The following is a 22,717-nucleotide window of genomic DNA, read 5'->3' on the forward strand; positions in this document are numbered from 1 at the left end:
ATGCGGGACGGCCCGAAGCAGGGTCACGCGGTCGCGCTCCAGCTCTTGAGGCTGCTCCCGGACCGCCACGTGGCGTCGGCGACGGCGAGCCAGCCGGCGTCGTCGACGACGCTGAGCGACACCCGACCCTCGGAGCCGTCGAGCAGCGTCGTGACGCAGGCGACGCGAGAGGCCTTGCCGTCGGCCACCTTGGCGACCTCGACGCCGGCGCAGCCCTCGACCGTCCGCGCGACGTAGACGGTCGGGGTGCCTTTCTCCTCGCGGGCGGCGACGGCCAGAGTGCCGTCGACCGTCGCCAGCGACGTCCAGCGGGAGCCGCCGTCGATGGAACGCACGACGCGGCCGTCGGCGCAGGCCGCGACGGCCCTGGAGGCGCTCACGCGGGCGAGGTCGATGACCGCCGTCTCGCCGCACGGGCGCGCGTCGGGGCGCTTCGGGGTGATGACGAGGGTGGGCTTGTCACCGCCCGGCACGCGGGACCAGCCGCCCTCGATGTCGCGGGGGCCGCGCCACGTCTTGCCGTCGTCGTCCGTGGCATACTCCCCCGCCGAGCAGTCCTTCGGGGCGCCGATGACGAAGCCGCGGGTGGTGCCGACCGGCTGGATGCGTCCGAGCGCCGGTGCGGCGGTCTCGCGCTTGGTCCACGTGCGGCCGCCGTCGTCGGTGACGCTGATGGTCGAGCCACCGTCACGGCAGGTGCCGAGCTTGGCGCGCCAGGCGCGCTTGCCGTCGACGGCCGCGATGGCGTTGGTGATCGGGACGGCCTCGGCGGCCTTCGTCGCCGCCGTGGTCCTCGTCGCGACCGAGGTGGCCGCGGGCCTGGGAGCGGGCGCCGTCGCGGACGCCTCGGCGGCGTCGGGACGGAAGGCGAGCGCCACGAGGAGGCCGTCGATGACGAGCAGGGCCAACAGGCCCAGAAGGGCCATCCGACCCACCGACTTGTCCGACATCCACTGCTTCACGCCCGTCACTCTACGGACCCGCTGGACAGAAACAGCGCATCCCGGACACGCGCACTAGGATGCCGGGGACTGATGTGTCGGAATTGTCCGACCAGGAGCCACGTGACCAGGGCGCGGCCGGCGAGAAGAGACGACGACTGTGGAACTGCAGGACTACCTGAACGTCATCCGGAAGCGATGGATGATCATCGCCGCGGTGACGCTCCTGACCCTCGGCCTCGCAGCCGCCTACACCGCCCTCTCTCCACGCACCTACGCATCGTCGACCCGCTTCTTCGTGTCGACGACGAACGATGACTCCGCGTCCTCACTGCAGCAGGGGGGCACCTTCACGCAGGCGCGCGTCAAGACGTACGCGCAGGTGCTGAAGGACCCCAACGTGCTCGGACCTGTCATCGACAACCTGGGTCTCAAGAGCACCTCCGATCAACTGGCCGACCGCGTGAGCACCACGGTCCCCCTGGACACCGTCCTCATAGACGTGTCCGTGACCGACAGCACGCCTGCGGGGGCCCAGAAAATCGCTGCCGCCATCGGTGAGATCTTCCCCAAGTATGTTGCCAAGATCGAGAGCCGACCCGGCAAGGCGTCCCCCATCGAGGTGGCCGTCACGACTCCGGCGACCTTGGACGCCACACCGGTAAGCCCTAAGCCGACACGCAACCTGGCGCTCGGGTTGATGCTGGGGCTCCTGCTCGGCTTCGGCGTCGCCCTGCTGCGCGACGTTCTCGACAAGTCGGTCAAGTCCCAGCGTGACCTCGAGACGGTCACCGACCGCACCATCCTCGGCGGCATTGCCTTCGACGCCGACGCCTCGGCCCACCCGCTCATCGTCCAGGTCGACCCCCGCTCGCAGCGTGCCGAGGCGTTCCGCTCGCTGCGCACCAACCTGCAGTTCATCGACGTCGCCAACCCGCCGAAGTCGATCGTCGTCACCTCCTCCCTCCCGGGTGAGGGCAAGTCGACGACGACGGCCAACCTCGCGATCAGCCTCGCCGAGACCGGCCTCAAGGTCGTCGTCATCGAGGGGGACCTGCGACGACCCCGCCTGCTCGACTACCTCGGGTTCGAGGGCTCCGTCGGGCTGACGGACGTGCTCGTCGGCCGCGTCGAGGTCGACGACGTGCTCCAGCCCTTCGGTCGCACCGGCCTGCGCCTGCTCGGTGCCGGACCGATCCCGCCGAACCCGAGCGAGCTGCTCGGCTCGGCCAACATGGAGCAGCTCATCGAGGACCTGACCGAGCGCTTCGACTACGTCCTCATCGACGCGCCTCCCCTGCTGCCGGTCACGGACGCCGCCGTGCTCAGCACGATCGTCGACGGCGCTCTCGTCGTCGTCGGTGCGGGTGTGGCCCAGCGCGAGCACGTGCGGCGCGCCCTCGACTCGCTCGACGCGGTCAACGGGACAGTCCTGGGCCTGATCCTCAACCGCGTCAAGGCCAAGGAGGGTGGCGCCGGCTACGGCACCTACGAGTACGACTACCGCCCCGAGAGCGAGCGACAGCGCGCCAAGGGCCGACCGGTCCGAGTCCACCGCCGCCCGGTCGCCGGTGACGAGGACCTCGGTCCGGTGACCCCTCGCCCATCGACCACGGGGGCGCGCACGCCCGACGATCTCGGCGCCGCCCCGCAGGGATACGGCTCCGCGCCGGCTCGTGGCTCCTTCACGGAGCAGTCCGAGGCTCGACAGCCGGCCTTCCCGGCGGACGACTCGATCTTCCACTGACGACCGCGCTCGGAGACCCGGCGCCTCAAGCAGAGCGGAGGCCCCGCGACCATCCGGTCACGGGGCCTTCGTCGACGTCAGCCGAGGTGGGCGGCGCCGTCGTCAGGTGCGGCGAGCCGTGGCGCGAGACGAACCGGCGACGGTGCCCATCGCCGCCACGACGACGGCGAGGAAGTCCTCGATCCGGTCGAACGCCTCGATGTGCGTCCGGGCAGAGCGCCCATAGGGGTCGACGACGTCGACCTCGGAGGCGTCACGCGGCGCGACAGTCCCCCGGGCTGCGGCCGCCTCGGTGACGACCTGCGGGAGCCAGGGGCGCGACGGCGCGATCGGGCGCCATGCAGCGGACGCGCGGCACAGGTCGGCGAAGTCGCCGAGCGCGAAGATCCGGCGCATTGCGGCAGGTCGCAGCCGAGCCACGTCTGCCCGGTGAGCGCGCGTCATCGTCAGCACGAGCTCGGCACCGTCGAGCAGTTTTGGCGTGACGTCTCTCGCAGCGAAGCCGGTGACGTCGGCGCCGAGCCGACGCAGCTGCTCGCTCGTCGCCTCCTCGATGTCTGAGGCGACGACGGCGCCGGTGCCGGCGCTTGCTATCGGAATGCCCGAGTCGGGCAGCAGCTGGCGCAGTCGCCTCTCCGCGTACGGCGATCGGCAGATGTTGCCGGTGCAGACGAAAAGGATGCCACGGTTGTGAGGGGATTCCCCGAGCATCATGCCCCCGAGTTTCATTTGGCGTGAGTGCTTGAAACCCGATCCTAGGTGTCACTCATGTGACGGATGCGCAGAAAACGACCAATTGGTGGCTTTGTCTCAGCGGACGCACACCTGACGTGGAGCCGCGTGCGCTGTCACCAGATCGAGCTCGACCGCCGGCCCATCCCGCGGTAGTCCCAGCCGGCCTCGGTCCAGGCGCGGGGGTCGAGCACGTTGCGCCCGTCGATGATCCGAGGCGTCGCTACGAGTGACTTGGCGGTCGCCGGGTCGAGGTCGACGTAGTCCTTCCAGGCCGTGAGCAGCATGACGAGGTCCGCACCGACCAGCGCCTCGTCGGCCGAGTCGACGATCTGCAGGTCGGGTCGTGCCTGGCGCACGGCTTCAGCCCCAGCTGGGTCAGTGGCCACGACGTTGGCCCCGCGCCCCCAGAGGCGGCCTGCGATGTCGAGAGCAGGAGAGTCGCGCACGTCGTCGCTGTCCGGCTTGAAGGTCAGACCGAGCACGGCGACCTTGACGCCCACGAGGCGGCCCCCGGCCATCTCGGCCGCGAGGTCGACGGCGTGGTCCCTGCGTCGCATGTTGATCGAGTCCACCTCGCGCAGGAAGGTGAGCGACTGGTCGACACCGAGCTCCCCCGCCCGGGCCATGAAGGCGCGGATGTCCTTCGGCAGGCACCCTCCCCCGAAGCCGATGCCGGCCTGCAGGAACTTCGACCCGATCCGGTCGTCGTGTCCGATGGCCTCGGCCAGGCGCGAGACGTCGGCCCCAGAGGCGTCGCACAGCTCGGCCATCGAGTTGATGAAAGAGATCTTCGTGGCCAGGAACGAGTTGGCGGCGACCTTGACCAGCTCGGCAGTCGGGTAGTTGACGAGCAGACGCGGGGTGCCCGCCTCGATGATCGGGGCGTAGACCTCGTCGACGACGGCACGGCCGACCTCGCCCCGCTCGCGGTCGTCGGGCAGGCCGTAGACGACGCGGTCGGGGCGCTGGGTGTCCTGGACGGCATAACCCTCGCGGAGGAACTCGGGGTTCCACACGACCACGGCGTCCACGCCGGCCTCGGCGAGTCGCTCCGCGATGGCGCCGGCGGTGCCCACAGGCACGGTCGACTTGCCGACGACGATGATCGGGCCGTCGGGGTGCGGGGTCGCGTTGGCGATGATGTCGTCGACCGCCGACCAGACGTAGGACATGTCGGCCGCGTAGCTGCCACCCCGCTGGGGCGTGCCGACGGCGATGAAGTGCACGCGTGCGCCGGCCAGCAGGGTCTTGTCGGTGGTGAAGCGCAGAGACCCCTGCTCGACGCCCTGCTTCAGCAGCGGCTCGAGGCCCGGCTCGTGGAAGGACGGGATGCCGGCCGCAAGCTTGGCCACCTTTGCCACATCCACGTCGACGCCCACGACGTCGTGGCCGAAGTCGGCCATGCACGCGGCATGCACCGCTCCGAGGTATCCGCATCCGATGACCGAGATCTTCACGCCGGGAGCATATCGACCGAGGGCCAAACGGTCAGTGGCCTGCGACTGCGGCTTGGTTCGTTATCCTCGGGGCCATGCGAGTACTGGTCACCGGCGGCGCCGGCTTCATCGGGTCGAACTTCGTCCTCCGTGCGCGGGAGACGCGCCCCGACTGGACGCTGACCGTCATCGACTCGATGACGTATGCCGCGAACCGCCACTCGCTGGCCCCGGTCCTGTCCGAGCTGGGCGGGGACGGCTCGGTCCGGCTCGTCGAGGGGTCCGTCGCGGACGCCTCGCTCGTCGACGGTCTCGTCGCCGACCACGACATCGTCGTGCACTTCGCCGCCGAGTCCCACAACGACAACAGCCTCGACAGCCCGTGGCCCTTCGTCGAGAGCAACATCGTCGGCACGTTCACCCTGCTCGAGGCGATCCGACGGCACGGCAAGCGCCTGCACCACATCTCGACCGACGAGGTCTACGGCGACCTCGAGCTCGACGACCCCGAGCGCTTCACCGAGCGCACCCCGGTCAACCCCTCGTCGCCCTACTCGGCCACCAAGGCGGGCGCCGACCTGCTCGTGCGCGCGTGGATCCGCTCGTTCGGCATCCACGCCACGGTCTCGAACTGCTCGAACAACTACGGTCCCCGACAGCACGTCGAGAAGTTCATCCCGCGCCAGATCACGAACATCCTCGACGGGACCAAGCCGAAGGTCTACGGCTCGGGCCTGAACGTGCGCGACTGGATCCACGTCGACGACCACAACGACGCGGTCATCGCCATCCTCGAGCAGGGCCGCCTCGGCGAGACCTATCTCATCGGCGCCGACGGTGAGCGCAACAACCTCGAGATCGTGCGCATGCTGCTCGAGATCATGGGCAAGCCCGCCGACGGGTTCGACCACGTCGACGACCGCCCGGGCCACGACCTGCGCTACGCCATCGACTCCTCGAAGCTGCGCGCCGAGACCGACTGGCGTCCGCAGTACGGCGACGTGCGGGCCGGCCTCGAGGCGACGGTCGAGTGGTATGCCGCGAATCGCGACTGGTGGGAGGCGGCCAAGATCGAGTCCGAGCGCACCTACGCCCGGCTGGGCCGGTGACCGCCGAAGGCAGCGCCGGTCGCGTCCTCGTCACCGGGGCCAGCGGCATGCTCGCCCACGACCTCGTGCCGGCTCTCCGACAGGCCGGATGGGTCGTGACGGCCATGGACCGCAACGACCTCGACGTGACCGACCCTGCCGAATGCGTGGCAGCAATCGACGGGCACGACCTCGTCGTCAACGCCGCGGCCTACACCGCCGTTGACGATGCCGAGACCAATGAGGCCGCCGCCTTCGCCGTGAACGCCGTCGGCGCGGCCAACGTCGCCCGGGCCTGCTCACGCACGGGCGCGCGCCTCGTCCACGTGTCAACCGACTACGTCTTCGACGGCACGGCCACCGAGCCGTATGCCGTCGACCACCCGGTCGCGCCGCGCTCGGCCTACGGCCGCACCAAGGCAGCCGGCGAGTGGGCCGTGCGGGCGCTGTGCCCCGAATCATGGGTGGTTCGCACCGCATGGCTCTACGGGGCCGGGGGCCCGAACTTCGTGTCGACGATGCTGCGCCTCGCCGACGAGCGCGAGACGCTGTCCGTCGTGGACGACCAGGTTGGCCAGCCCACGTGGACCGTCGACCTGGCCGACCTCATCGTGCGTCTGGTCGAGGGGGACGCGCCCTTCGGGATCCACCACGGCACGTCGAGTGGCCAGACGACGTGGTTCGGCTTCGCTCGCGCCATCTTCGAGCTCAACGGCCTCGACCCGGAGCGAGTGCTCCCGACGACGACCGCGGCCTTCCCACGTCCCGCGCCGCGCCCCGCCTGGAGCGTGCTCTCGCACCACAGCCTCGGGCAGGCCGGAGTCGCCACGATCCGCGACTGGTCCGAAGGGATGGCGGCCTTCAGCGCCTAATGTCTGGTTCGTGACGGTGTGCCCGTAGACTCGCGGTGCCGCTCTCCGAATAGATGAGGTTCTGGATGTACGTCCACGACAGCGCTGAGGTCGCTGCCGATGCTGTTGTAGGTCAGGGTTCGAAGATCTGGCACCTCGCGCAAGTGCGTGAGCATGCGTCCTTGGGCGCCAACTGCATCATCGGCCGCGGCGCCTATGTCGGCGCCGGCGTCACGATGGGTGACAACTGCAAGGTGCAGAACTACGCCTTGGTCTACGAGCCCGCCGTCATCGGTGACGGCGTGTTCATCGGTCCGGCCGTGGTCTTCACCAACGACCACTTCCCGCGAGCGGTCGATCCCGACGGAGATCTGAAGTCCGGCGACGATTGGGAGGCCGTGGGCGTCACCGTCCGCAGTGGCGCATCCGTTGGTGCTCGCGCCGTGTGCGTGGCTCCGGTGACCATCGGCCAGTGGGCGATGGTCGCAGCCGGTGCCGTCGTCACCAAGGACGTGCCTGACTTCGCCCTCGTCGCCGGCGTCCCTGCGCGGCGCATCCGCTGGGTCGGACGGGCCGGAGTCCCGCTCGAACTGCAGGCAGAGGGCGTGTGGCGATGCCCCGAGAGCGGTGAGACCTACGTCGAACACGACGACCAGCTCACCCTCAACAGCAACTGACCCGAACCTGAGATCCAGAGGACACCACACGTGAAGATCACCACCGTCGGACTCGGCAAGATCGGACTGCCACTCGCGGTCCAGTTCGCCGCCGTGGGTCACGAGGTGCAGGGCGCCGACGTGAACCCCTCCACCGTCCAGCTCGTCAACGCCGGTACCGAGCCCTTCCCCGGGGAGGACTACCTGGCCGAGAAGCTTGCAGCGGTGGTGTCCGAGGGTCGACTCGTCGCGACCACGGACACGACCCAGGCGGTGAGCCAGAGTGAAGCCGTCGTCGTGGTCGTGCCGCTCTTCGTCGACGGGGACGGCGTCCCGGACTTCGGGTGGATGGACTCCGCCACGCGTGACATCGCGAAGGGCCTGCGCCCGGGCACTCTCGTCGCTTTCGAGACGACCCTCCCGGTCGGCACCACGCGCAGTCGATGGAAGCCGATGCTCGAAGAGGGCTCCGGTCTCACTGAGGGTGTCGACTTCCACCTGGTCTTCTCCCCCGAGCGCGTCCTGACCGGACGCGTGTTCGCTGACCTCCGCAAGTATCCGAAGCTGGTCGGCGGCCTCTCCCCCGCCGGCGCCAAGGCGGCCGTCGCCTTCTACGAGGCCGTCCTGGACTTCGACGACCGACCCGACCTCGAGCGCGGCAACGGCGTCTGGGACCTCGGTTCGGCTGAGGCGGCCGAGATGGCCAAGCTCGCCGAGACCACCTACCGCGACGTCAACATCGGGCTCGCCAACCAGTTCGCGGTCTATGCGCAGAGGGCCGGCATCGACGTCTACCAGGTGATCGAGGCCTCCAACTCGCAGCCCTACAGCCACATCCACAGGCCCGGTATCGCGGTCGGTGGACATTGCATCCCGATCTATCCCCGCCTCTACCTCTGGAACGACAACGACGCGACCGTCGTGCGCGCCGCCCGGGAGGCCAACGCAGCGATGCCGGCGTACGCGGTCGGCCTCGCGCGAGGCTCCTTCGGTGACCTGACTGATGCCCGCGTCGCCGTGCTTGGCGCGAGCTACCGCGGTGGCGTGAAGGAGACCGCCTTCTCCGGTGTCTTCGGGATCGTCCAAGCCCTCCTCGACGAGGGAGCGACTGTCACGGTCCACGACCCGATGTACAGCGACGAGGAGCTCGCCGCGCTGGGCTTCGTGCCGCACGAGCTGGGTTCGGGTGTCGACGCCGTCATCCTGCACACGGACCACGCTGAGTACCGCGCGCTGACGGCCGACGCCCTGCCGGGCGCACGGGTCATCGTCGACGGGCGCAACATCCTCGACTCCGCAGCATTCCCCGACGCCGATGTGCTCACCATCGGCCGGGCCTGACTCAGCAATCACACGACAGGGACACAACATGGACTTCATTCCGCCCGCCAAGCCGCTCATCGGTGACGAAGAGCGGGCTGCCGTCGATCGCGTCATGCGCTCGGGCATGATCGCCCAGGGCCCTGAGGTGGCCGCTTTCGAGCGGGAGTTCGCCGAGCACTTCCGGCTGGGCCGCTCCTGCGTCGCCGTGAACTCGGGCACCTCGGGTCAGCACCTCGGGCTGCTGTCCTGCGGCGTCGGCGTTGGCGACGAGGTCATCGTCCCGTCGTTCACCTTCGCGGCGACCGCGAACTCGGTCGCGCTCACCGGCGCGACGCCGGTCTTCGCCGACATCGACGCCGACGATTTCTGCCTCTCGCCCGAGGCGGTCGAGGCTGCGATCACCGACCGAACCGTAGGCGTCATGCCGGTCCACCTCTACGGGCATCCGGCCAAGATGGACCGGATCATGGACATCGCTCAGCGGCACGGCATCCAGGTCTTCGAGGACGCGGCCCAGGCCCACGGAGCTTCGTTGCACGGCACGCCCGTCGGGGCCTTTGGCTCGTTCGCGATGTTCTCGCTCTACCCCACCAAGAACATGACCTCGGGTGAGGGCGGGATGGTTTCAGCTGCCAACCCTGATGTGGAGCGTCTGATGCGCCTCTACCGCAACCAGGGCATGGAGAAGCAATACCACAACGAGGTCGTCGGCCTGAACAACCGGATGACCGACATCCATGCGGCGATCGGCCGCGTCCAACTGACGAAGGTGGACGCCTGGAACGAGGCCCGGCGCCGGAATGCAGCTTTCCTCACCGACCACCTCGAGGGAGTTACCACCCCCACCGTCGCAGATGGCGCGGTCCACGTCTTCCACCAGTACACGGTGCGAGTCCAGGATGACCGTGACGGCCTGTCGCAGGCCCTCCGCGATGAGCACAACGTGGGCTCGGGCATGTTCTATCCGGTGCCGAACCACCGCCTTGCGCCGTTCAGCGTCGATGCGCACCTCCCCGAGACCGAGAAGGCTGCAGCTGAGTGCCTGTCACTGCCCGTGCACCCGTCCCTCACGACTGAGGACCTGGAGCGCATCGTGACAGGCGTCAACGCCCTGGTAAAGGCGGGCGTCTGATGGCGAAGCTCCGTGCGGGACTCATCGGGCTAGGCATGATGGGCCGGCACCACGCGCGCGTCCTCTCCTCGCTGGACGGCGTTGAACTCGTCGCCGTGGCCGATCCCTTGGGCGACCCCCACGGCATCGCTGGAGGACGAGACGTGCTCGGCGGCGTTGACGAGATCATCAAGACTGGTGTCGACTACTGCGTCGTCGCCGTGCCGACGACCTACCACGAGGACATCGGCCTCGCCTTGGCCGCAGCCGGCGTCCACTCACTCATCGAGAAGCCGCTCGCCCCCGACGTCGCCTCCGCCCAACTCCTCGCCGAAGCCTTTGAGGCCGCTGGTCTGGTGGGCGCCGTCGGCCACATCGAGCGCTACAACCCTGCTCTCCAGAGTGCCCGTGCGCGCATCGAAGCGGGCGAGCTCGGACGCGTCTACCAGGTGACGACGAGGCGCCAGGGCCCGTTCCCAGCGCGTATTGCCGACGTCGGCGTGGTCAAGGACCTCGCAACCCATGACATCGACCTGACCGCCTGGGTGACCCAGCAGCGATACACCCGAATCAGTGCCAACACCGCGTTCCGCAGTGGGCGCGAGCACGAGGACCTCGTGGCAGCGACCGGTCTGCTGGAGGACGGCACCGTCACAAACCACCTGGTCAACTGGCTCTCCCCCCTCAAGGAACGAGTCACGACGATCACCGGCGAGCGAGGCGCCTTCGTGGCCGACACGCTCACAGCGGACCTCACCTTCTACGCCAATGGGTCCGTCAAGGTCGTGCGTGACGACATCGCCCAGTTCCGGGGAGTCTCCGAGGGCGACATGATCCGATACGCCATCGCCAAGCCCGAACCGCTGCGGGTGGAACATGAGCAGTTCCGGGATGCGGTCCTCGGTAACGATGGGGACATCGTCACCATGCGTCAAGGACTTGAGACAGTCCGGGTTGCTGAGGCTTGCATCGCAGCGGCTCGAGGCGGCGCCGGTATCAAACTGGATTCGCCCAGAGTTAAGGCCTGATTCGCAGCAAAATCATCGATCCCAACTGGCCAGGGTCTCGACAACCAGATCCGCAGAGTTGCCGGTCCCGTACGGGGCGACGTCAGTTTCGTTCGGTCGAACACGCAGAGCACTGGAGACGATGTCAGCAGGGTCAGGACACAGCTCGTTCCACCTCAGATCGACAGTCTCGGCCCACTCTGTCTCGGTTCGGACCGTCGTGCAGGGCGTACGCAGAAGAAAAGCTTCCTTTTGGAGGCCGCCTGAATCCGTCACAACGGCAAGGGCCTGTTGCACAGCCGCGACCATGGACGCGTAATCCAACGGAGCAATGACGGAAATAGACCCAGCATTGAGGTCTATCCCATGATCCTGAGCTCGAGCCAACAGGCGGGGATGGGCTGTAAGTACGACAGGTACCGGCATCACCGACAACGCCTCTACGACACTGCGAAGACGCTCAGGATCGTCGGTGTTCTCTGCGCGGTGCAATGTCGCTAAGACGTAGTCGCCCTCCGCGACCGCGGCACGACTCTGTTTCTCCGCCGCGGTTCGCCTGGCTGTTGCCAGGCATACATCGGTCATGACGTCGCCGGTGACGACAGTGCGCGAGCTCAGCCCCTCCGCCCTGAGGTGGTCCGCTGCCCTCTCTGTCGGAGCCAAGCACAGATCCGCCGCATGATCGGTCAGAATGCGATTGTGCTCCTCTGGCATCCTTCGGTTGAAGGACCGAAGTCCTGCTTCGAGATGCGCGAGCGGAAGATGCATTTTGACGGCCGACAAAGCCCCCGCAAGCGTGGAGTTTGTATCTCCGTAAACGAGGACCCAGTCGGGATCGTGCTCCTCAAGCACACCATCGAGAGCACCAAGCATGGCACCCGTCTGCACTCCATGCGAGCCCGATCCGACTCCCAGATGAACATCAGGCTTGGGGATGCCCAAATCGCGAAAGAACACCTCAGACATATTGTCGTCGTAATGCTGCCCGGTGTGCGCGATGACGTGTTCGACAGAGTGTCGCGACATAGCGTCAGCCACGGGTGCCAGCTTGACAAACTGAGGCCGTGCGCCGACCACGCTCAGAACCTTCATTTCTGGACTCCCTCGCCAGTTGTTGTCGCACGCGCCGCGACCGTGCCTCGCGACCCTCTAACAGTTTGGTCCTTTAGATCGCAAACTAAGCTTTCCATAAACTTCACGTATGTCTCAGCGACCATCTTGGTACTGAAATTCCGCGATGCATGCCCTCTGGCAGCGGAAGCCATCCCCGCAAGTTCATCGTCCCCAAGCGCCACGAAGCGCTCAACAGCGGCGGCAATTGACGTGGCTTCTCCTGGCAGAGCGTCGAAACTTGCGTTAGAGCCCGTCGCCGGGTTAGGCACCGCAGGACCAGCATAGAGAATCGGCTTGCCGATATTCAAGTAGTCCACGAGCTTGTTGGGACTGAGGCCATACTGAAAAACGGGAGCATCAAGCAGGTGAAAAAGCGCCACATCCACCCCGTCGACGATGCGGAACGCATCACTCTTGGGCACGTGCCCAACAAATTTGATGTTTTCGCTAGGCAAAGCCAGCGCCTCCAAAGCCTCTCTCTCCGGACCATCACCACAGACCACTAAGGCCGCGCTTCCACTCACCTCCGGTTTCTTGAAGGCGTCGACAACTGCGCGCAGCCCATTTGCCCGCCCAACCGTTCCTGCGTAGCAAAAGACGCGACGCCCATCTCGCCTCCATGCATCGACCTGCTCGAGGACTTCACCAGCTCGCTGTCCCGGAGACCCATCCGGGGGTTCGAATGGCGGGGCCGAGTTCGGGGCATGCAGTGCACGCCGCGCAGACAAGCCTCTCTCAGCCATGTAGCGGTCTGCCTGGGGAGGCAAGAAAACGACTCCGTCGGCGGCACGAACTGTCCATCGTTCAACTGCGTAGAGGAACTTGGCAGCGACCGAGTCTCGGCGCATCGCGCCCATGTCGACCAGAGTTTGGGGCCAGAGGTCCCGAATCTCGTAGACGAACGGCACCTTCCGACGCCTCGCCACGAACGCCGCGGACAGGGCAGAGAATGGGTGAGGTGAGGATCCCACAACCACATCGACGTCCCCCAACTCTCGACGCGATCGCAGGACTCTCAACGCGAAACTCAGCATACCCACGGCACGGCCAATGCCATTGCCTTCGTAGGGCCGCGCGTCAAGAGCCAACAGAACGGATCGCCGTCCGATTTCTGTTCGCCTCGCCATCTGGGATGTAGTCGATTGTTCGAAGTGATTGAACGAACTCGCCAAGATGCGCACCGTGTGGCCGCCTGCATCCCATGCATTAGCGAGATCCCAGTGCCGAGTCCCGCCCGCCGCACTTGGTGGTACGGCATAGTGATTGATTAGCCCGATGCGCATTAGTCCTCCGTGATGCACAGGCAAACTACCTGCGCCATCTGTCTTTGTTGGTCTTCGTGAAGTCTCATCAAGGATCGGTTGCGTTGGGAGGCTTCGGGTTCCATCCTTCCCGCTTGCGCCAGCACCGCGCAGAGGAAAGGGCCGACAGGCTCTCCCACAAGCGTTGCCTCGATGCCAAGTTGAATGAGTTCCCTATATGGATGAATGTCGCTCAAGACCAGCGCGGCACCAGACGCGGCAGCCTCCAGCACTGTTGTTGACCTCTGATCGTCCGGGGGGATGGAGACGACGAGGTCGGCCGCCGCGAACAGTTCCGCAAGTTCAGGCTTCGGCAGGTAAGGGAGCAAGACCTCTCCGTCACCGGCCGTCGCCCCCTCTGCGTCTGCACCCAATACGACCAGTCGTAGATCCTTGCGGCCTGAACGCGCAGCCGCGAAAGCTTGGCGGAGTTCGTCGGAACGATATGTCCTGCTGATCCCGCGCGGCGCCACCACCAACAAATCATCCGGTGACACACCCAAGCGAGCACGGACAGAGTGCGATTCAGGAATAGACGATGGGTCGGTCTGCTCAAGGAAAAGAGAGCTTACGCCCCAAGAGACCACTTTCGTGATCCCTTCTGAGATTCGCCATTGATCGGCAATCACGAGGGCCATCGCCTGCGACGTGACCAAGACCAGGTCGGCTCGCGACAGCACCATACGCGCTACATGCGAACGCATCTTGCTGCGACGAGCCGCAACCACCTCACTCCCCCATGGCACGACAATGTGCCTTCGCCCACGCGGAAGCATGAGGCTGGCAAGTGCATGTGTCCCCAAGGAATGCACAACGGTGACGTCCACGCGCCGTCCGAGCGCACGCTCTCGTAGTCCCCTGAGGCACGTTCGAACCAGTCCGACGAATACCCGGCCCTGAATACCCACAATCTCAACATCGTGTCCATGCTGAATAAAGGAATCAGCCCAAAGCATCGTGTGAACCGATGAAGGTGGCCCGATGAGACGGACGGACTTGGTGGTCTTAGGGGTCATCGCCGACCCCGCGCTACATCTAAGACCCTTCTCACGGCCAACGACCCAAGAGCCCTACCCCTATTCACGGGGGACGAAGCCTGGTCCGCAAACCGGATGGCCCATTCGTCGAATCCCGCATCCGGAAATCGGCCATCTAGCGCCCGAATCACACTAACGTGTAAGGCGTGGTAATCGGGCGAGGAGGGACTTGGGTCCTGAAGATCATATCTTGACCAGTACCCCAGATCCCAGGCGCCCATGCGGCGGGCAAGACTCTCGGCAGCTTCATCGGCAATCATTCTATGGCTTGCATCGCTCGAACAGGACAGGCCAATGACTGCAAGAGCAGCACCATTGAGAATATATGGCGGCTTGTCCTTCGGACACTCCTCGAGAAAGATTCCCAACTCATCGGTAACAGTGCATCCCCCCTTGTCCACCGGAGTCATCATGTGATCGACGGCTGCACCGACAGCATCGTAAGCCCTTCCTCTATCCGACGCATTCAGCCTGTCCACGGTCTCAGACACTGCGGCGACGAATAGTCCTTGAGCCAGCGCCGAACTCCATCCCGGTTGTAGGCCGTACCGGGGCACAGGCACTGGGTAGCGAAAGGAACCGTCCGCTCCCTGCGCCTGCAGGAGAGCGTGAAGTCCCGCCTGGATAGCCTCGAACTGGGTCTCCGTCTGGGACAGCCGAGCCGACTGCGCGCGCGCAATGAGGTTAAAGCAGGTGGCGACGGGGTGAAGGTACTGAATAGATCCGGTCCCTACGTGCACGCCGCCGTCAGCACCGGAAGGTCGTGCGAGCTCTCTCCAGTCCAGAGGAAAGTGTCGCTGGCCGTCGCTGGCAATGAGCGGGTAATGTGCTGGTCGCGTAGCACGGAGCGCCTTTCCGACCATCTCAGGGACGGCTCTCCAACCATCAGCCACGGCCAAGAACCTCGTCATAAATTCTTTCCAAGGAATCAACAGTCTTGGTGATATCGAAGGACTGCTGGACGTGAATTCGCCCCGCGCGTCCCATGTCGCGTCGCAACTGTGCATCATCGGCAAGCGTGAGGAAGGCAGCGGATAGGGCTTCTACATCTCTGGGGGGTACGAGCAGACCGGTGACGCCGTCCACAACGGTATCTGGGAGGCCGCCTACCGAGGACGCCACGACGGGAAGCCCCGTGAGAGATGCCTCCATCATCGTGTACGAGGCGGACTCGCTCAGTGAGGGATTCGCAGCGACGTCCATGAGGGCCAGCAACACGGGCACGTCATCACGGTGGCCGAGGAACCTGATGCTGTCGCTGGCCAATGCTGCACGCGCCTCCAATCGCCGCCTGTACGCCCCATCTCCCACGAATTCGTCGCCCACTATCAAGAACTTCAACCGAGCGTCTGCAGCGTGCGCCTTCGCCGCGGCATCGATGAAAACTTCATGGCCTTTGACGCCAACGTCTGCAAAGTGGGCAACGTTCGTCGGGTACATGTGCGCAACCATGATCACGGCAACGTCACCTTCCCGCAGGCCAAGGTTCGCGCGCGCGGTATCGTCCCTCTCGGGCAGTTCGCGAATGAAATTCAAGGTGTCCATACCGTAAAAAGAAACGGCAGTCCGTCGAGCTCCCCTACTTCGATAAGCTGCCGCAAAGTCCGTGCAGGATCCAACAGTGACGTCATCCGCCGATATCGTTGCTCGGTCAATACGTCGCAACCAGCCCGCCTGCAGATGCACCACTCCAGGTACTTGCGAGACCAGCTTCGGCCGGAGACCGCGCGGGCGACCTATCAATGCAAGTCGACACATGACGATCGATTTGATCAGATGCGAGTGAACAATGTCGTAATCCTGGCTCATGATTTTGCGAAGCCGTAACCATGACCGGAACACTCGCGGAATTTCACGTGGTCGATACCCGCGGAAAGGGATTACCTCGACGTCAAATCCGTCCTTGCGCAGCTGCTCGGTGAGAGGTCCCTCCCCTGTCGTGATGACTTCCACTTTGTGGCCCCTGCGGGCCAGTTCCTGCACTTGCCACAGGAACCATGTACCCCCGCTGGCCGTTCCGCTGACTTGTAGGATTCTCAAGGGCTTCGTCAAGGTGTTCTCCGATTATCCAAGTGACAGCAAGAAAAGGCAGGATGGCAACAAGGGTTGCTACGGTCAGCAACGGCTCTCCGAAGATTGAGGAGACCGCTACCGACAGAACAGCCGCCCAGCGCCCGTCAGCGTGACCCTCTCGCCGCCGTCCGTAAGCACGGACTGAGACGGCTACCGCTACGAGTAGGGGAAGGACCAACCCGTATGCGGCAAGGACCGTTAAGAAGGTGTTATGCGCGAAAACTAATTCATCCCCGAACTGTCGAGATCTGAACTCGTCGGCGAGACTTTGGATCCCGACACCCGTGAACGGATGCTCAAGCGCAAGATCCCAGGCGACCTGCCACAACTCGAGCCGCAACGAGGAGGATGCGTCGAGTCCACCACTAGCACTCGTGTATTCGACACGCTCCAGAATCGGCGCAGAGAGGTACTGAGTGCCCAATACAGCAAGGGGGGCCAACAGTAAAATCTTCTTGCGCCCGCGATAGACACAAACGATTACGCCAATAACGAGCGCAAGATACCCGCTCCGACTGAACGTTAGTGCGGTTGCAGCGGCCGCCCCTGCACACATGGTGAGGTAGGCGGCTCTCGGCCCGCTCCGAAGTCCTCGGTCCAGGAAGTAGAGCGTGACCACCGAAAATACGACCGCCAACGCGTTGCGATTGATCCATCCCGCAAGATATCCGGAGGCCGCCCAAGCGTTGGGGCCCCCGGCCCCCGCGACCGACGAAGATTCAGCTGCGTACACCAAGCAGATACCCAAGAGTCCCGCGGCCAGCTGGGGAAGGCATTGCCTTAGCGCGGAGAAGCGACGAGCCGAGACGACGTTGAACGCCACCCAACCGACTGCAGTCACCTGCAGGAGCAAGTAGTCGCTGTCAGAACTGGCCCGCAGTGTCGTGACGAGGGCTACAACCAACAGAAGCATGCCCAGCAACACGGACGGCCAGGTAAGGGTTCGGGGCCGGACATGCGCCAGTTCTGCCGACCTCCCCCGCCACAGGACGTTGGGCAGCGCCAACAGGTAGGGCGCATATGCGGCCTCAGGGACGCCCAGGGCGAGAATCGCGGCGAAGAGCAAACCGATTAGCAGCGAACGCCCCACCCACGCAGCGCCGAGGGATGCCGCAACCACGCAGATCAGGGCGGAAGACCCAGGAAGCGCATGCGCGAGCGTCACAGTGGCGGCAGCGATCCCTGCCAAGATGAGGCCTTGCCATATGGATGAACGGCGTGCCGGTGGATGTTTGGAGTCAGGCATTGGCTCGCAACCTTCGGAAGGAGACTCCCATGGCGGCTGCGAAAGTGATGTAGGCACCCGCAATCGCCAAAGCAGCTCCGAGTTCGGAGTAGCGCGGGGACAAGATGACCTGCAACAGGATGCTCACCACTAACGCCAGCGCCGACGCGACGGTGACGGGCTTGAAATGATCTCTCGCAAACATTGCGCTCTGCAATACGCGCGCGTAAGCGAATGCGATCATGGATGGGGCGATAACCAAAATCGGCCACACCGAGCCGGCATAGTCACGACCGTAAGCCCAAGGGACCAAGGGCGCGGAAGCCGCTACGCCGATCGCGCAAAGGGCGGTGAGGTACACGGTCTTTCTCGCATGCGTCGCGACCAGGTCGGCGCGTGCACTCGACTCGTGATACTCGGGCAGCAGGACGGATGATATGGCCACCGGGGCGATTAGCAGGAGCTCTGTTATCGGTAGTGAGACACTCAATAGCCCCGCAGCTGCAGGCCCAGAGAGGACTACGAGCAGCGGCAATTGCACTCGTAGCAGCAAGAGTTGGACGATGGTGGTTACAAACGTCGCACGACCGGCTCGACGGAGGATCTTGGACTCGCTTGACTTAAATCCACCGCGATCCGTCCATGTATGTCTGAGCAGAAGTGTCATCGAGAATATGTATCCAATCCCAAGGGAAACCACGAACGCTGAGGGAAACGATACATTGTTCAAGAACAACACGAGAGCAAGAACGGCATACACGGAGATGCTCAGCACATTCGCTAGCGCCCAACGGACGACCTGCCCACAACTGAGTACACAATTGCCAAGCAATTGATTCAGAGTCAGCACGGGAGCCAACCCGAGACTCACGAGGAGCTCGGTATTGTTTAGACCCATCACCATGCCTGGACGCAGGGTCAACACTAGGGCAGCGCACACAATCGCCGCCATCGCGGTGAGTTTGACCTGTCGGAAAGCCAACCCTACGGCCGCCTTGCGCGCGGGCCCGTTACCGGCGCGCAAGGTCGCGGTGTCAGGCCCGGCGGTAAACACTAGTGACAGGAATGACGCCAGGGTAATCGACAGCGCCAGCGATCCGCGATCAGGAACTGTCAACGCGCGCGCCGTACAAACCCCGACAAGCGCATTGATGCCGATCGTGCCAAAGCGACTCGCAGTGACCAAGAGGGCGCGGCCGCGAGTTCCGGACAAGGAGCGTGATTTGTTAGTTCCGTTCAGCGTGGGCAACAAACCACTCCGAGTAAGAGATCTTGCCATTGGCACTCATTCATGGGTTGTCGTGCTTGCTGAGTCGATGCTGAGTGAGGGTGCTCGACGTCACGGACCCTTCTTCACTCACGCCGCGTCGACCGACGACAACACCTACCGTCCTCGCCAAGATCTTTACGTCCAGGCCGACCGACCAGTTGTTCACGTACCAGACGTCCGTCGCCAGACGATCGGACCAGGCCAGGCCGTTCCGCCCCGAGACTTGCGCGAGCCCAGTGACGCCGGGTCGCACCGCATGCCGTCGCGATTCTGCGGCGGAGTAGAGCGGCAGGTAATCTAGTAGAAGGGGCCGCGGACCGACCAGCGACATGTCGCCGCGGAGCACATTCCAGAGGGTGGGCAATTCGTCCAAGCTCATAGCGCGAAGAACTCGACCTAAGTCGGTCATGCGTTGGTGATCATCCACAAGACCCAACTCTGGCCTAACGGGCTCCATGGTCCGGAACTTCACCAAGGTAAAGGGCTCACCGTGAAGTCCAGGGCGCTGCTGACGAAACAGCACCGGCGACCCCAACCGGCGCCTAACCATCAGGGCCACAAGCACTTGGACTGGTAGGGACAAAATCAGCAGCGGACCCGCAACGACGATGTCAATTGTCCGCTTCAGAAAGGGATGCCTCACTAGTCCTCCAAGAGCGAAGTGAGTGCGTCGACCACGCGTAGGACCTCAGCGTCGGTCAGAGTGGCCCCGGATGGGAGTGTGACACCGGTTCGGAAGAGCTCGTCAGAGGTTCCGGAGACGAAGGCGCGGTGCTTTGCATAGACGGGTTGCAGGTGCATCGGCTTCCAAACATGGCGCGCCTCGATGTCCTGGGCACCAAGCGCCGAGACCACGTCGTCGGCCACAGGACCACGTCGATCGATCACCACTGTGGTCAACCAGCAGTTGTCGTGCTCGTCCGTGTCGTGCCCTGAGCGCCCCAAGAAGCGGACATCGGCGTAGGGCGCAAGGGCCTTGGCGTAGACATCCCGGATTTCGCGCCGACGCTCGATCATGTCCTCGAGCCTGTCGAGCTGGCCTCGTCCCAGGGCCGCCAGGATGTTCGACATGCGGTAGTTGAAGCCCACATCGGTGTGCTCGTACCACGGGACCGGCTGCCGGGCCTGCGTAGAGAGGTACCGTGCTCGGGCGAGCAGCTCGAGATCGTCGCTGAGCAGCATGCCGCCACCCGACGTCGTCATGATCTTGTTGCCGTTGAAGGACAACGCGGCAGAGCGGCCGAAGGCGCCGGCGGCCCGTCCGGCGTGGGAGGCGCCGAGTGCCTCGGCCGCGTCCTCCACGACGACCACTTCGCGTGCTTCGAGGAGCGGGAGGAGTCGGGAGTAGTCCACACATCGACCGAACAGGTCGACCGGGACGACCGCAGGAACGGTCTTGCCCTCCTGACGGAGCGTGTCGACGGCGTGGACGAGCAGGTCCACGTCCACGTTGCCATCACTCAGCTGCGAGTCGACGAGAACCGGCTCAGCGCCGGTGTAGAGGATCGCGTTGATGGTCGCGGCGAAGGTCAGGCTCGACACGGGTACGTGCGTTCCGGGTCCGACCCCGGCGTCTAGCAGGGCCAGGTGCAGTGCAGCCGTCCCCGATGAGAGTGCGAGGGCGCCGGCCACTCCCACTCTTTCGGCGATCGAGGCCTCGAAGGCGTCCACGTGGGGGCCGAGCGGCGCGATCCATCCGGACCGGAGGGCATCGAGGACGTAGGCCTCCTCGACCTCGGTGACCTCGGCCTTGGACAGGTAGATGCGGCTCATCGCTGGACCGCCTCCGCCCGCGTCGGCGCTGGGACCATGGCTTCGCGCTGCATCCAGTCGCGACCGTGCTCAGTGGACTCGAATGTGGCTTCCAGCACCGCCCCACCCGTCATCGACGGAACGTCGACGCTGTCCACGAGCGGATGGCCGGTGGTGCGTCGCTCTTCGTTTGGGGAGAAGAGCTCTTCACCGAGCTTTTCTCCCGGGCGCAGCCCGGTGAAGACGACGTCAATGTCCCTGCGGCCGCTCATCCGGATGAGCGTCTGTGCCACCTCGAGGATCTTGACCTGCTCGCCCATCTCGAGCACCATGACCTCGCCGTCGACCCCGATGGACGCTGCTTCCAGCACGAGCTGGCAGGCCTCCGGGATGAGCATGAAGTAGCGGCGGACGTCCGGGTGGGTCACTGTGATGGGGCCGCCCATCTCGATCTGTGCGGTGAATGCGTGCACGACCGAGCCCCGCGAGCCGAGCACGTTGCCGAAGCGGACCGACACGTAGCGGCCACTGGCGCGACGGGCGAAGTCTGCGGTCAGGCGCTCAGCGAGTCGCTTGCTGTAGCCGAGCACGCACGTCGGGTTGGCGGCCTTGTCGGTGGAGATGTTGACGAACGTCGAGACACCCACCGCTTCCGCGGCGGTGAGGACGTTGAGCGTGCCGATGACGTTGCTCTTCCACGCTTCGAGCGGATGCGCTTCGAGCAGGGGAAGGTGCTTGAGCGCGGCGGCGTGGAAGACGACCTCCGGCCGGGCGCGCTCGAAGGCCTCTTCGAGCGCCCTCGGGTCACGGATGTCCGCCAGAATCAGGTCGTCCGAGTCGAGCAGCCCGTGGCCGGACAGGCTCATCTCAGTGCCCTGCAGTCCTGACTCGTCGCGGTCGAGCATGAAGAGGCGAGAGGGACCGAATCGCGCGATCTGCCGGCACAGCTCGGAGCCGATGGACCCACCGGCCCCGGTGACCAGGACGCGGCGTCCGGAGATCTGCTCGGCGATGGCGGTCGTGTCGAGCTCGACGGGACGCCGCCCCAGCAGGTCGGCGACATCCAGGTCGCGCAGGTCGTTGGGGGTCGGTCGTCCGCCCATGATGTCCTTAAGCGGCGGCAGGCTGACGACGTCAAGACCCGCATCGGCCGCTCGGGCGGCCAGGTCACGCAGCGTCGGGGCCTCGGCGTTCGGCAGGGCCAGCACGAGAGTGTCCGCCTCGAAGCGCTCCGCGACCGAGGCGATGTCGGCGCGCGTCCCGCGCACGCGCAGGCCCTCGAGACGCAGGCGGTGCTTCGAGGGGTCGTCGTCGAGGAGAGCCACCGCGACGAAGGAGCCCGCACCGTCGTACTTCATGCTGCGCAGGAGGCGACGACCGGCCTCGCCCGCACCGAGCACGATGGCCCGCCGTTCGGCCGCCGTCTGCATGGCCTTGTGGGAGCGCACGGTACGCACGACGAATCGCACGGCGAACATCGTCGCGATCGCCAGGGCGCCGGCAGTCAGCGGAACGCCCCGAGGAATGATCGGAGGACTCACCATGAGGGACCAGAGGAAGAGCACGACGGTGACGATCAGCGTGGTCGTGGTCAGCTCGACGATCTCCTCGAACGAGCCGAGGACATGGCTGATCGAGTAGGGACCGACGAGGTAGCCCACCAACAGCTGGCCGCCCATCGCGGCGAGCGCGAAGGTTGCGGCGCCCCGCAGGTAGGAGTCGTCGACGGTGAAGTCGAGCCGGATCCACAGTGCTGCGAACAGCATCACGAACCACATCAGGGCGTCGACCGCAGCCCAGCCGAGCCTGACCCAACGAGCCCTGCGTACCTGTCCTGTCACCCTGTACTCACCAAATTCCCTGACGTCCCTGACTTCGCGTACGCGTCGTGGGGTCTTCGCAACCGCGCAGACCTCATCCCGACAACTCGGCTAAATCACACTCAGAGTGCTATTTCAGCCAAACCGCCCGCTTGTGAAGGATAGCCGTCAATAGGGATACCTCCTGACATGTTGGGTATGTGGACGAGTCGTGCGCGGTGCCTGGGCGCC

The 22,717-nt window shown here is 65.2% G+C and carries 20 protein-coding genes and 1 pseudogene; 7 read left to right on the forward strand and 14 right to left on the reverse strand.

The window, feature by feature from the left end; translation table 11 throughout:
• Positions 1-23: 23 nt before the first annotated feature.
• Positions 24-962: a WD40/YVTN/BNR-like repeat-containing protein gene (locus tag ABD831_RS15375; protein WP_344948435.1), complete on the reverse strand. Its 939-nt coding sequence runs from the start codon at positions 960-962 to the stop codon at positions 24-26.
• A gap of 139 nt (positions 963-1,101) precedes the next feature.
• On the opposite strand from ABD831_RS15375, the gene ABD831_RS15380 reads away from it, so the two are divergent.
• Positions 1,102-2,688, forward strand: a complete 1,587-nt coding sequence (locus ABD831_RS15380) for a tyrosine-protein kinase domain-containing protein (protein WP_344948438.1) — start codon at positions 1,102-1,104, stop codon at positions 2,686-2,688.
• A 102-nt stretch (positions 2,689-2,790) separates the two neighbouring features.
• Here the strand turns inward: ABD831_RS15380 and ABD831_RS15385 are convergent, their stop codons facing one another.
• On the reverse strand, positions 2,791-3,402 hold the full coding sequence (locus ABD831_RS15385; protein WP_344948442.1) for an arsenate reductase/protein-tyrosine-phosphatase family protein: 612 nt from the start codon (positions 3,400-3,402) through the stop codon (positions 2,791-2,793).
• Positions 3,403-3,536: 134 nt separating this feature from the next.
• Positions 3,537-4,880, reverse strand: coding sequence for a UDP-glucose dehydrogenase family protein (locus ABD831_RS15390; RefSeq protein ID WP_344948445.1), 1,344 nt, complete (start codon positions 4,878-4,880; stop codon positions 3,537-3,539).
• Positions 4,881-4,954: 74 nt separating this feature from the next.
• Here ABD831_RS15390 and rfbB point away from each other — a divergent pair, with 74 nt between their 5' ends.
• From rfbB to ABD831_RS15420, 6 genes are all read left to right on the forward strand, one after another.
• Positions 4,955-5,968 carry a dTDP-glucose 4,6-dehydratase gene (gene rfbB / locus ABD831_RS15395; protein ID WP_344948448.1) on the forward strand — a complete coding sequence of 338 codons (1,014 nt, stop codon included), beginning with the start codon at positions 4,955-4,957 and terminating at the stop codon, positions 5,966-5,968.
• Positions 5,965-6,819: a dTDP-4-dehydrorhamnose reductase gene (gene rfbD / locus ABD831_RS15400; RefSeq protein ID WP_344948451.1), complete on the forward strand. Its 855-nt coding sequence runs from the start codon at positions 5,965-5,967 to the stop codon at positions 6,817-6,819. The genes rfbB and rfbD overlap by 4 nt, the downstream gene beginning before the upstream one ends.
• A 65-nt stretch (positions 6,820-6,884) precedes the next feature.
• The gene (locus ABD831_RS15405; RefSeq protein ID WP_344948454.1) at positions 6,885-7,475 is read left to right on the forward strand and encodes an acyltransferase; all 591 of its coding nucleotides are present in this window, start codon (positions 6,885-6,887) and stop codon (positions 7,473-7,475) included.
• 30 nt (positions 7,476-7,505) lie between these two features.
• A complete protein-coding gene (locus ABD831_RS15410) occupies positions 7,506-8,795 on the forward strand; it encodes a nucleotide sugar dehydrogenase (RefSeq protein WP_344948457.1) in 1,290 nt (429 codons plus the stop codon).
• 28 nt (positions 8,796-8,823) lie between these two features.
• Entirely contained in the window at positions 8,824-9,909 is a 1,086-nt protein-coding gene (locus ABD831_RS15415; RefSeq protein WP_344948990.1) for a DegT/DnrJ/EryC1/StrS family aminotransferase, read from the forward strand.
• Positions 9,909-10,916 (forward strand): Gfo/Idh/MocA family protein, encoded by a 1,008-nt coding sequence (locus tag ABD831_RS15420; protein WP_344948460.1) that lies wholly within the window; start codon positions 9,909-9,911, stop codon positions 10,914-10,916. Before ABD831_RS15415 ends, ABD831_RS15420 begins: the two co-directional genes overlap by 1 nt.
• A 12-nt stretch (positions 10,917-10,928) precedes the next feature.
• On the opposite strand, the gene wecB is transcribed toward ABD831_RS15420, so the two are convergent.
• The 11 genes and pseudogenes from wecB to ABD831_RS15460 form a co-directional block, all read right to left on the reverse strand.
• Positions 10,929-11,987, reverse strand: a complete 1,059-nt coding sequence (gene wecB / locus ABD831_RS15425; RefSeq protein ID WP_344948463.1) for a non-hydrolyzing UDP-N-acetylglucosamine 2-epimerase — start codon at positions 11,985-11,987, stop codon at positions 10,929-10,931.
• Positions 11,984-12,532, reverse strand: coding sequence for a glycosyltransferase (locus ABD831_RS15430; RefSeq protein ID WP_344948466.1), 549 nt, complete (start codon positions 12,530-12,532; stop codon positions 11,984-11,986). The genes wecB and ABD831_RS15430 overlap by 4 nt, the downstream gene beginning before the upstream one ends.
• A 183-nt stretch (positions 12,533-12,715) precedes the next feature.
• Positions 12,716-13,291 (reverse strand): annotated as a pseudogene (locus ABD831_RS22260) (glycosyltransferase); the annotation flags it as partial.
• A complete protein-coding gene (locus tag ABD831_RS15435; protein ID WP_344948469.1) occupies positions 13,291-13,992 on the reverse strand; it encodes a glycosyltransferase in 702 nt (233 codons plus the stop codon). The pseudogene ABD831_RS22260 and the gene ABD831_RS15435, both read right to left, overlap by 1 nt.
• Positions 13,993-14,321: 329 nt before the next feature.
• Complete coding sequence (locus tag ABD831_RS22265) at positions 14,322-15,257, reverse strand: D-glucuronyl C5-epimerase family protein (protein WP_425582834.1); 936 nt, start codon at positions 15,255-15,257, stop codon at positions 14,322-14,324.
• Positions 15,232-16,329, reverse strand: a complete 1,098-nt coding sequence (locus ABD831_RS15440; RefSeq protein WP_344948993.1) for a glycosyltransferase family 4 protein — start codon at positions 16,327-16,329, stop codon at positions 15,232-15,234. Before ABD831_RS15440 ends, ABD831_RS22265 begins: the two co-directional genes overlap by 26 nt.
• On the reverse strand, positions 16,238-17,665 hold the full coding sequence (locus ABD831_RS22270) for an O-antigen ligase family protein (protein WP_425582835.1): 1,428 nt from the start codon (positions 17,663-17,665) through the stop codon (positions 16,238-16,240). The genes ABD831_RS15440 and ABD831_RS22270 overlap by 92 nt, the downstream gene beginning before the upstream one ends.
• Positions 17,658-18,893, reverse strand: coding sequence for an MATE family efflux transporter (locus tag ABD831_RS15445; protein WP_344948472.1), 1,236 nt, complete (start codon positions 18,891-18,893; stop codon positions 17,658-17,660). Before ABD831_RS15445 ends, ABD831_RS22270 begins: the two co-directional genes overlap by 8 nt.
• A 40-nt stretch (positions 18,894-18,933) precedes the next feature.
• Positions 18,934-19,557 carry a sugar transferase gene (locus ABD831_RS15450; protein ID WP_344948475.1) on the reverse strand — a complete coding sequence of 208 codons (624 nt, stop codon included), beginning with the start codon at positions 19,555-19,557 and terminating at the stop codon, positions 18,934-18,936.
• Entirely contained in the window at positions 19,557-20,687 is a 1,131-nt protein-coding gene (locus ABD831_RS15455) for a DegT/DnrJ/EryC1/StrS family aminotransferase (protein ID WP_344948478.1), read from the reverse strand. Before ABD831_RS15455 ends, ABD831_RS15450 begins: the two co-directional genes overlap by 1 nt.
• A complete protein-coding gene (locus ABD831_RS15460; RefSeq protein WP_344948481.1) occupies positions 20,684-22,432 on the reverse strand; it encodes a polysaccharide biosynthesis protein in 1,749 nt (582 codons plus the stop codon). The genes ABD831_RS15455 and ABD831_RS15460 overlap by 4 nt, the downstream gene beginning before the upstream one ends.
• Positions 22,433-22,717 lie beyond the last annotated feature (285 nt).

Origin of the sequence: Terrabacter ginsenosidimutans (assembly GCF_039539425.1) — a bacterium.
Taxonomy (GTDB): Bacteria; Actinomycetota; Actinomycetes; order Actinomycetales; family Dermatophilaceae; genus Terrabacter; species Terrabacter ginsenosidimutans.

Bases quoted from the DNA above. Each gene is read 5' to 3' on its own strand.
- ABD831_RS15455 (WP_344948478.1), bottom strand. From the start codon at position 20,687: ATGAGCCGCATCTACCTGTCCAAGGCCGAGGTCACCGAGGTCGAGGAG.
- wecB (WP_344948463.1), bottom strand. From the start codon at position 11,987: ATGAAGGTTCTGAGCGTGGTCGGCGCACGGCCTCAGTTTGTCAAGCTG.
- ABD831_RS15405 (WP_344948454.1), top strand. From the start codon at position 6,885: ATGTACGTCCACGACAGCGCTGAGGTCGCTGCCGATGCTGTTGTAGGT.
- ABD831_RS15385 (WP_344948442.1), bottom strand. From the start codon at position 3,402: ATGATGCTCGGGGAATCCCCTCACAACCGTGGCATCCTTTTCGTCTGC.
- ABD831_RS15415 (WP_344948990.1), top strand. From the start codon at position 8,824: ATGGACTTCATTCCGCCCGCCAAGCCGCTCATCGGTGACGAAGAGCGG.
- ABD831_RS22270 (WP_425582835.1), bottom strand. From the start codon at position 17,665: ATGCCTGACTCCAAACATCCACCGGCACGCCGTTCATCCATATGGCAA.
- ABD831_RS22265 (WP_425582834.1), bottom strand. From the start codon at position 15,257: ATGACGAGGTTCTTGGCCGTGGCTGATGGTTGGAGAGCCGTCCCTGAG.
- ABD831_RS15435 (WP_344948469.1), bottom strand. From the start codon at position 13,992: ATGGTGCTGTCGCGAGCCGACCTGGTCTTGGTCACGTCGCAGGCGATG.
- ABD831_RS15420 (WP_344948460.1), top strand. From the start codon at position 9,909: ATGGCGAAGCTCCGTGCGGGACTCATCGGGCTAGGCATGATGGGCCGG.
- rfbB (WP_344948448.1), top strand. From the start codon at position 4,955: ATGCGAGTACTGGTCACCGGCGGCGCCGGCTTCATCGGGTCGAACTTC.
- ABD831_RS15460 (WP_344948481.1), bottom strand. From the start codon at position 22,432: ATGCTGTTCGCAGCACTGTGGATCCGGCTCGACTTCACCGTCGACGAC.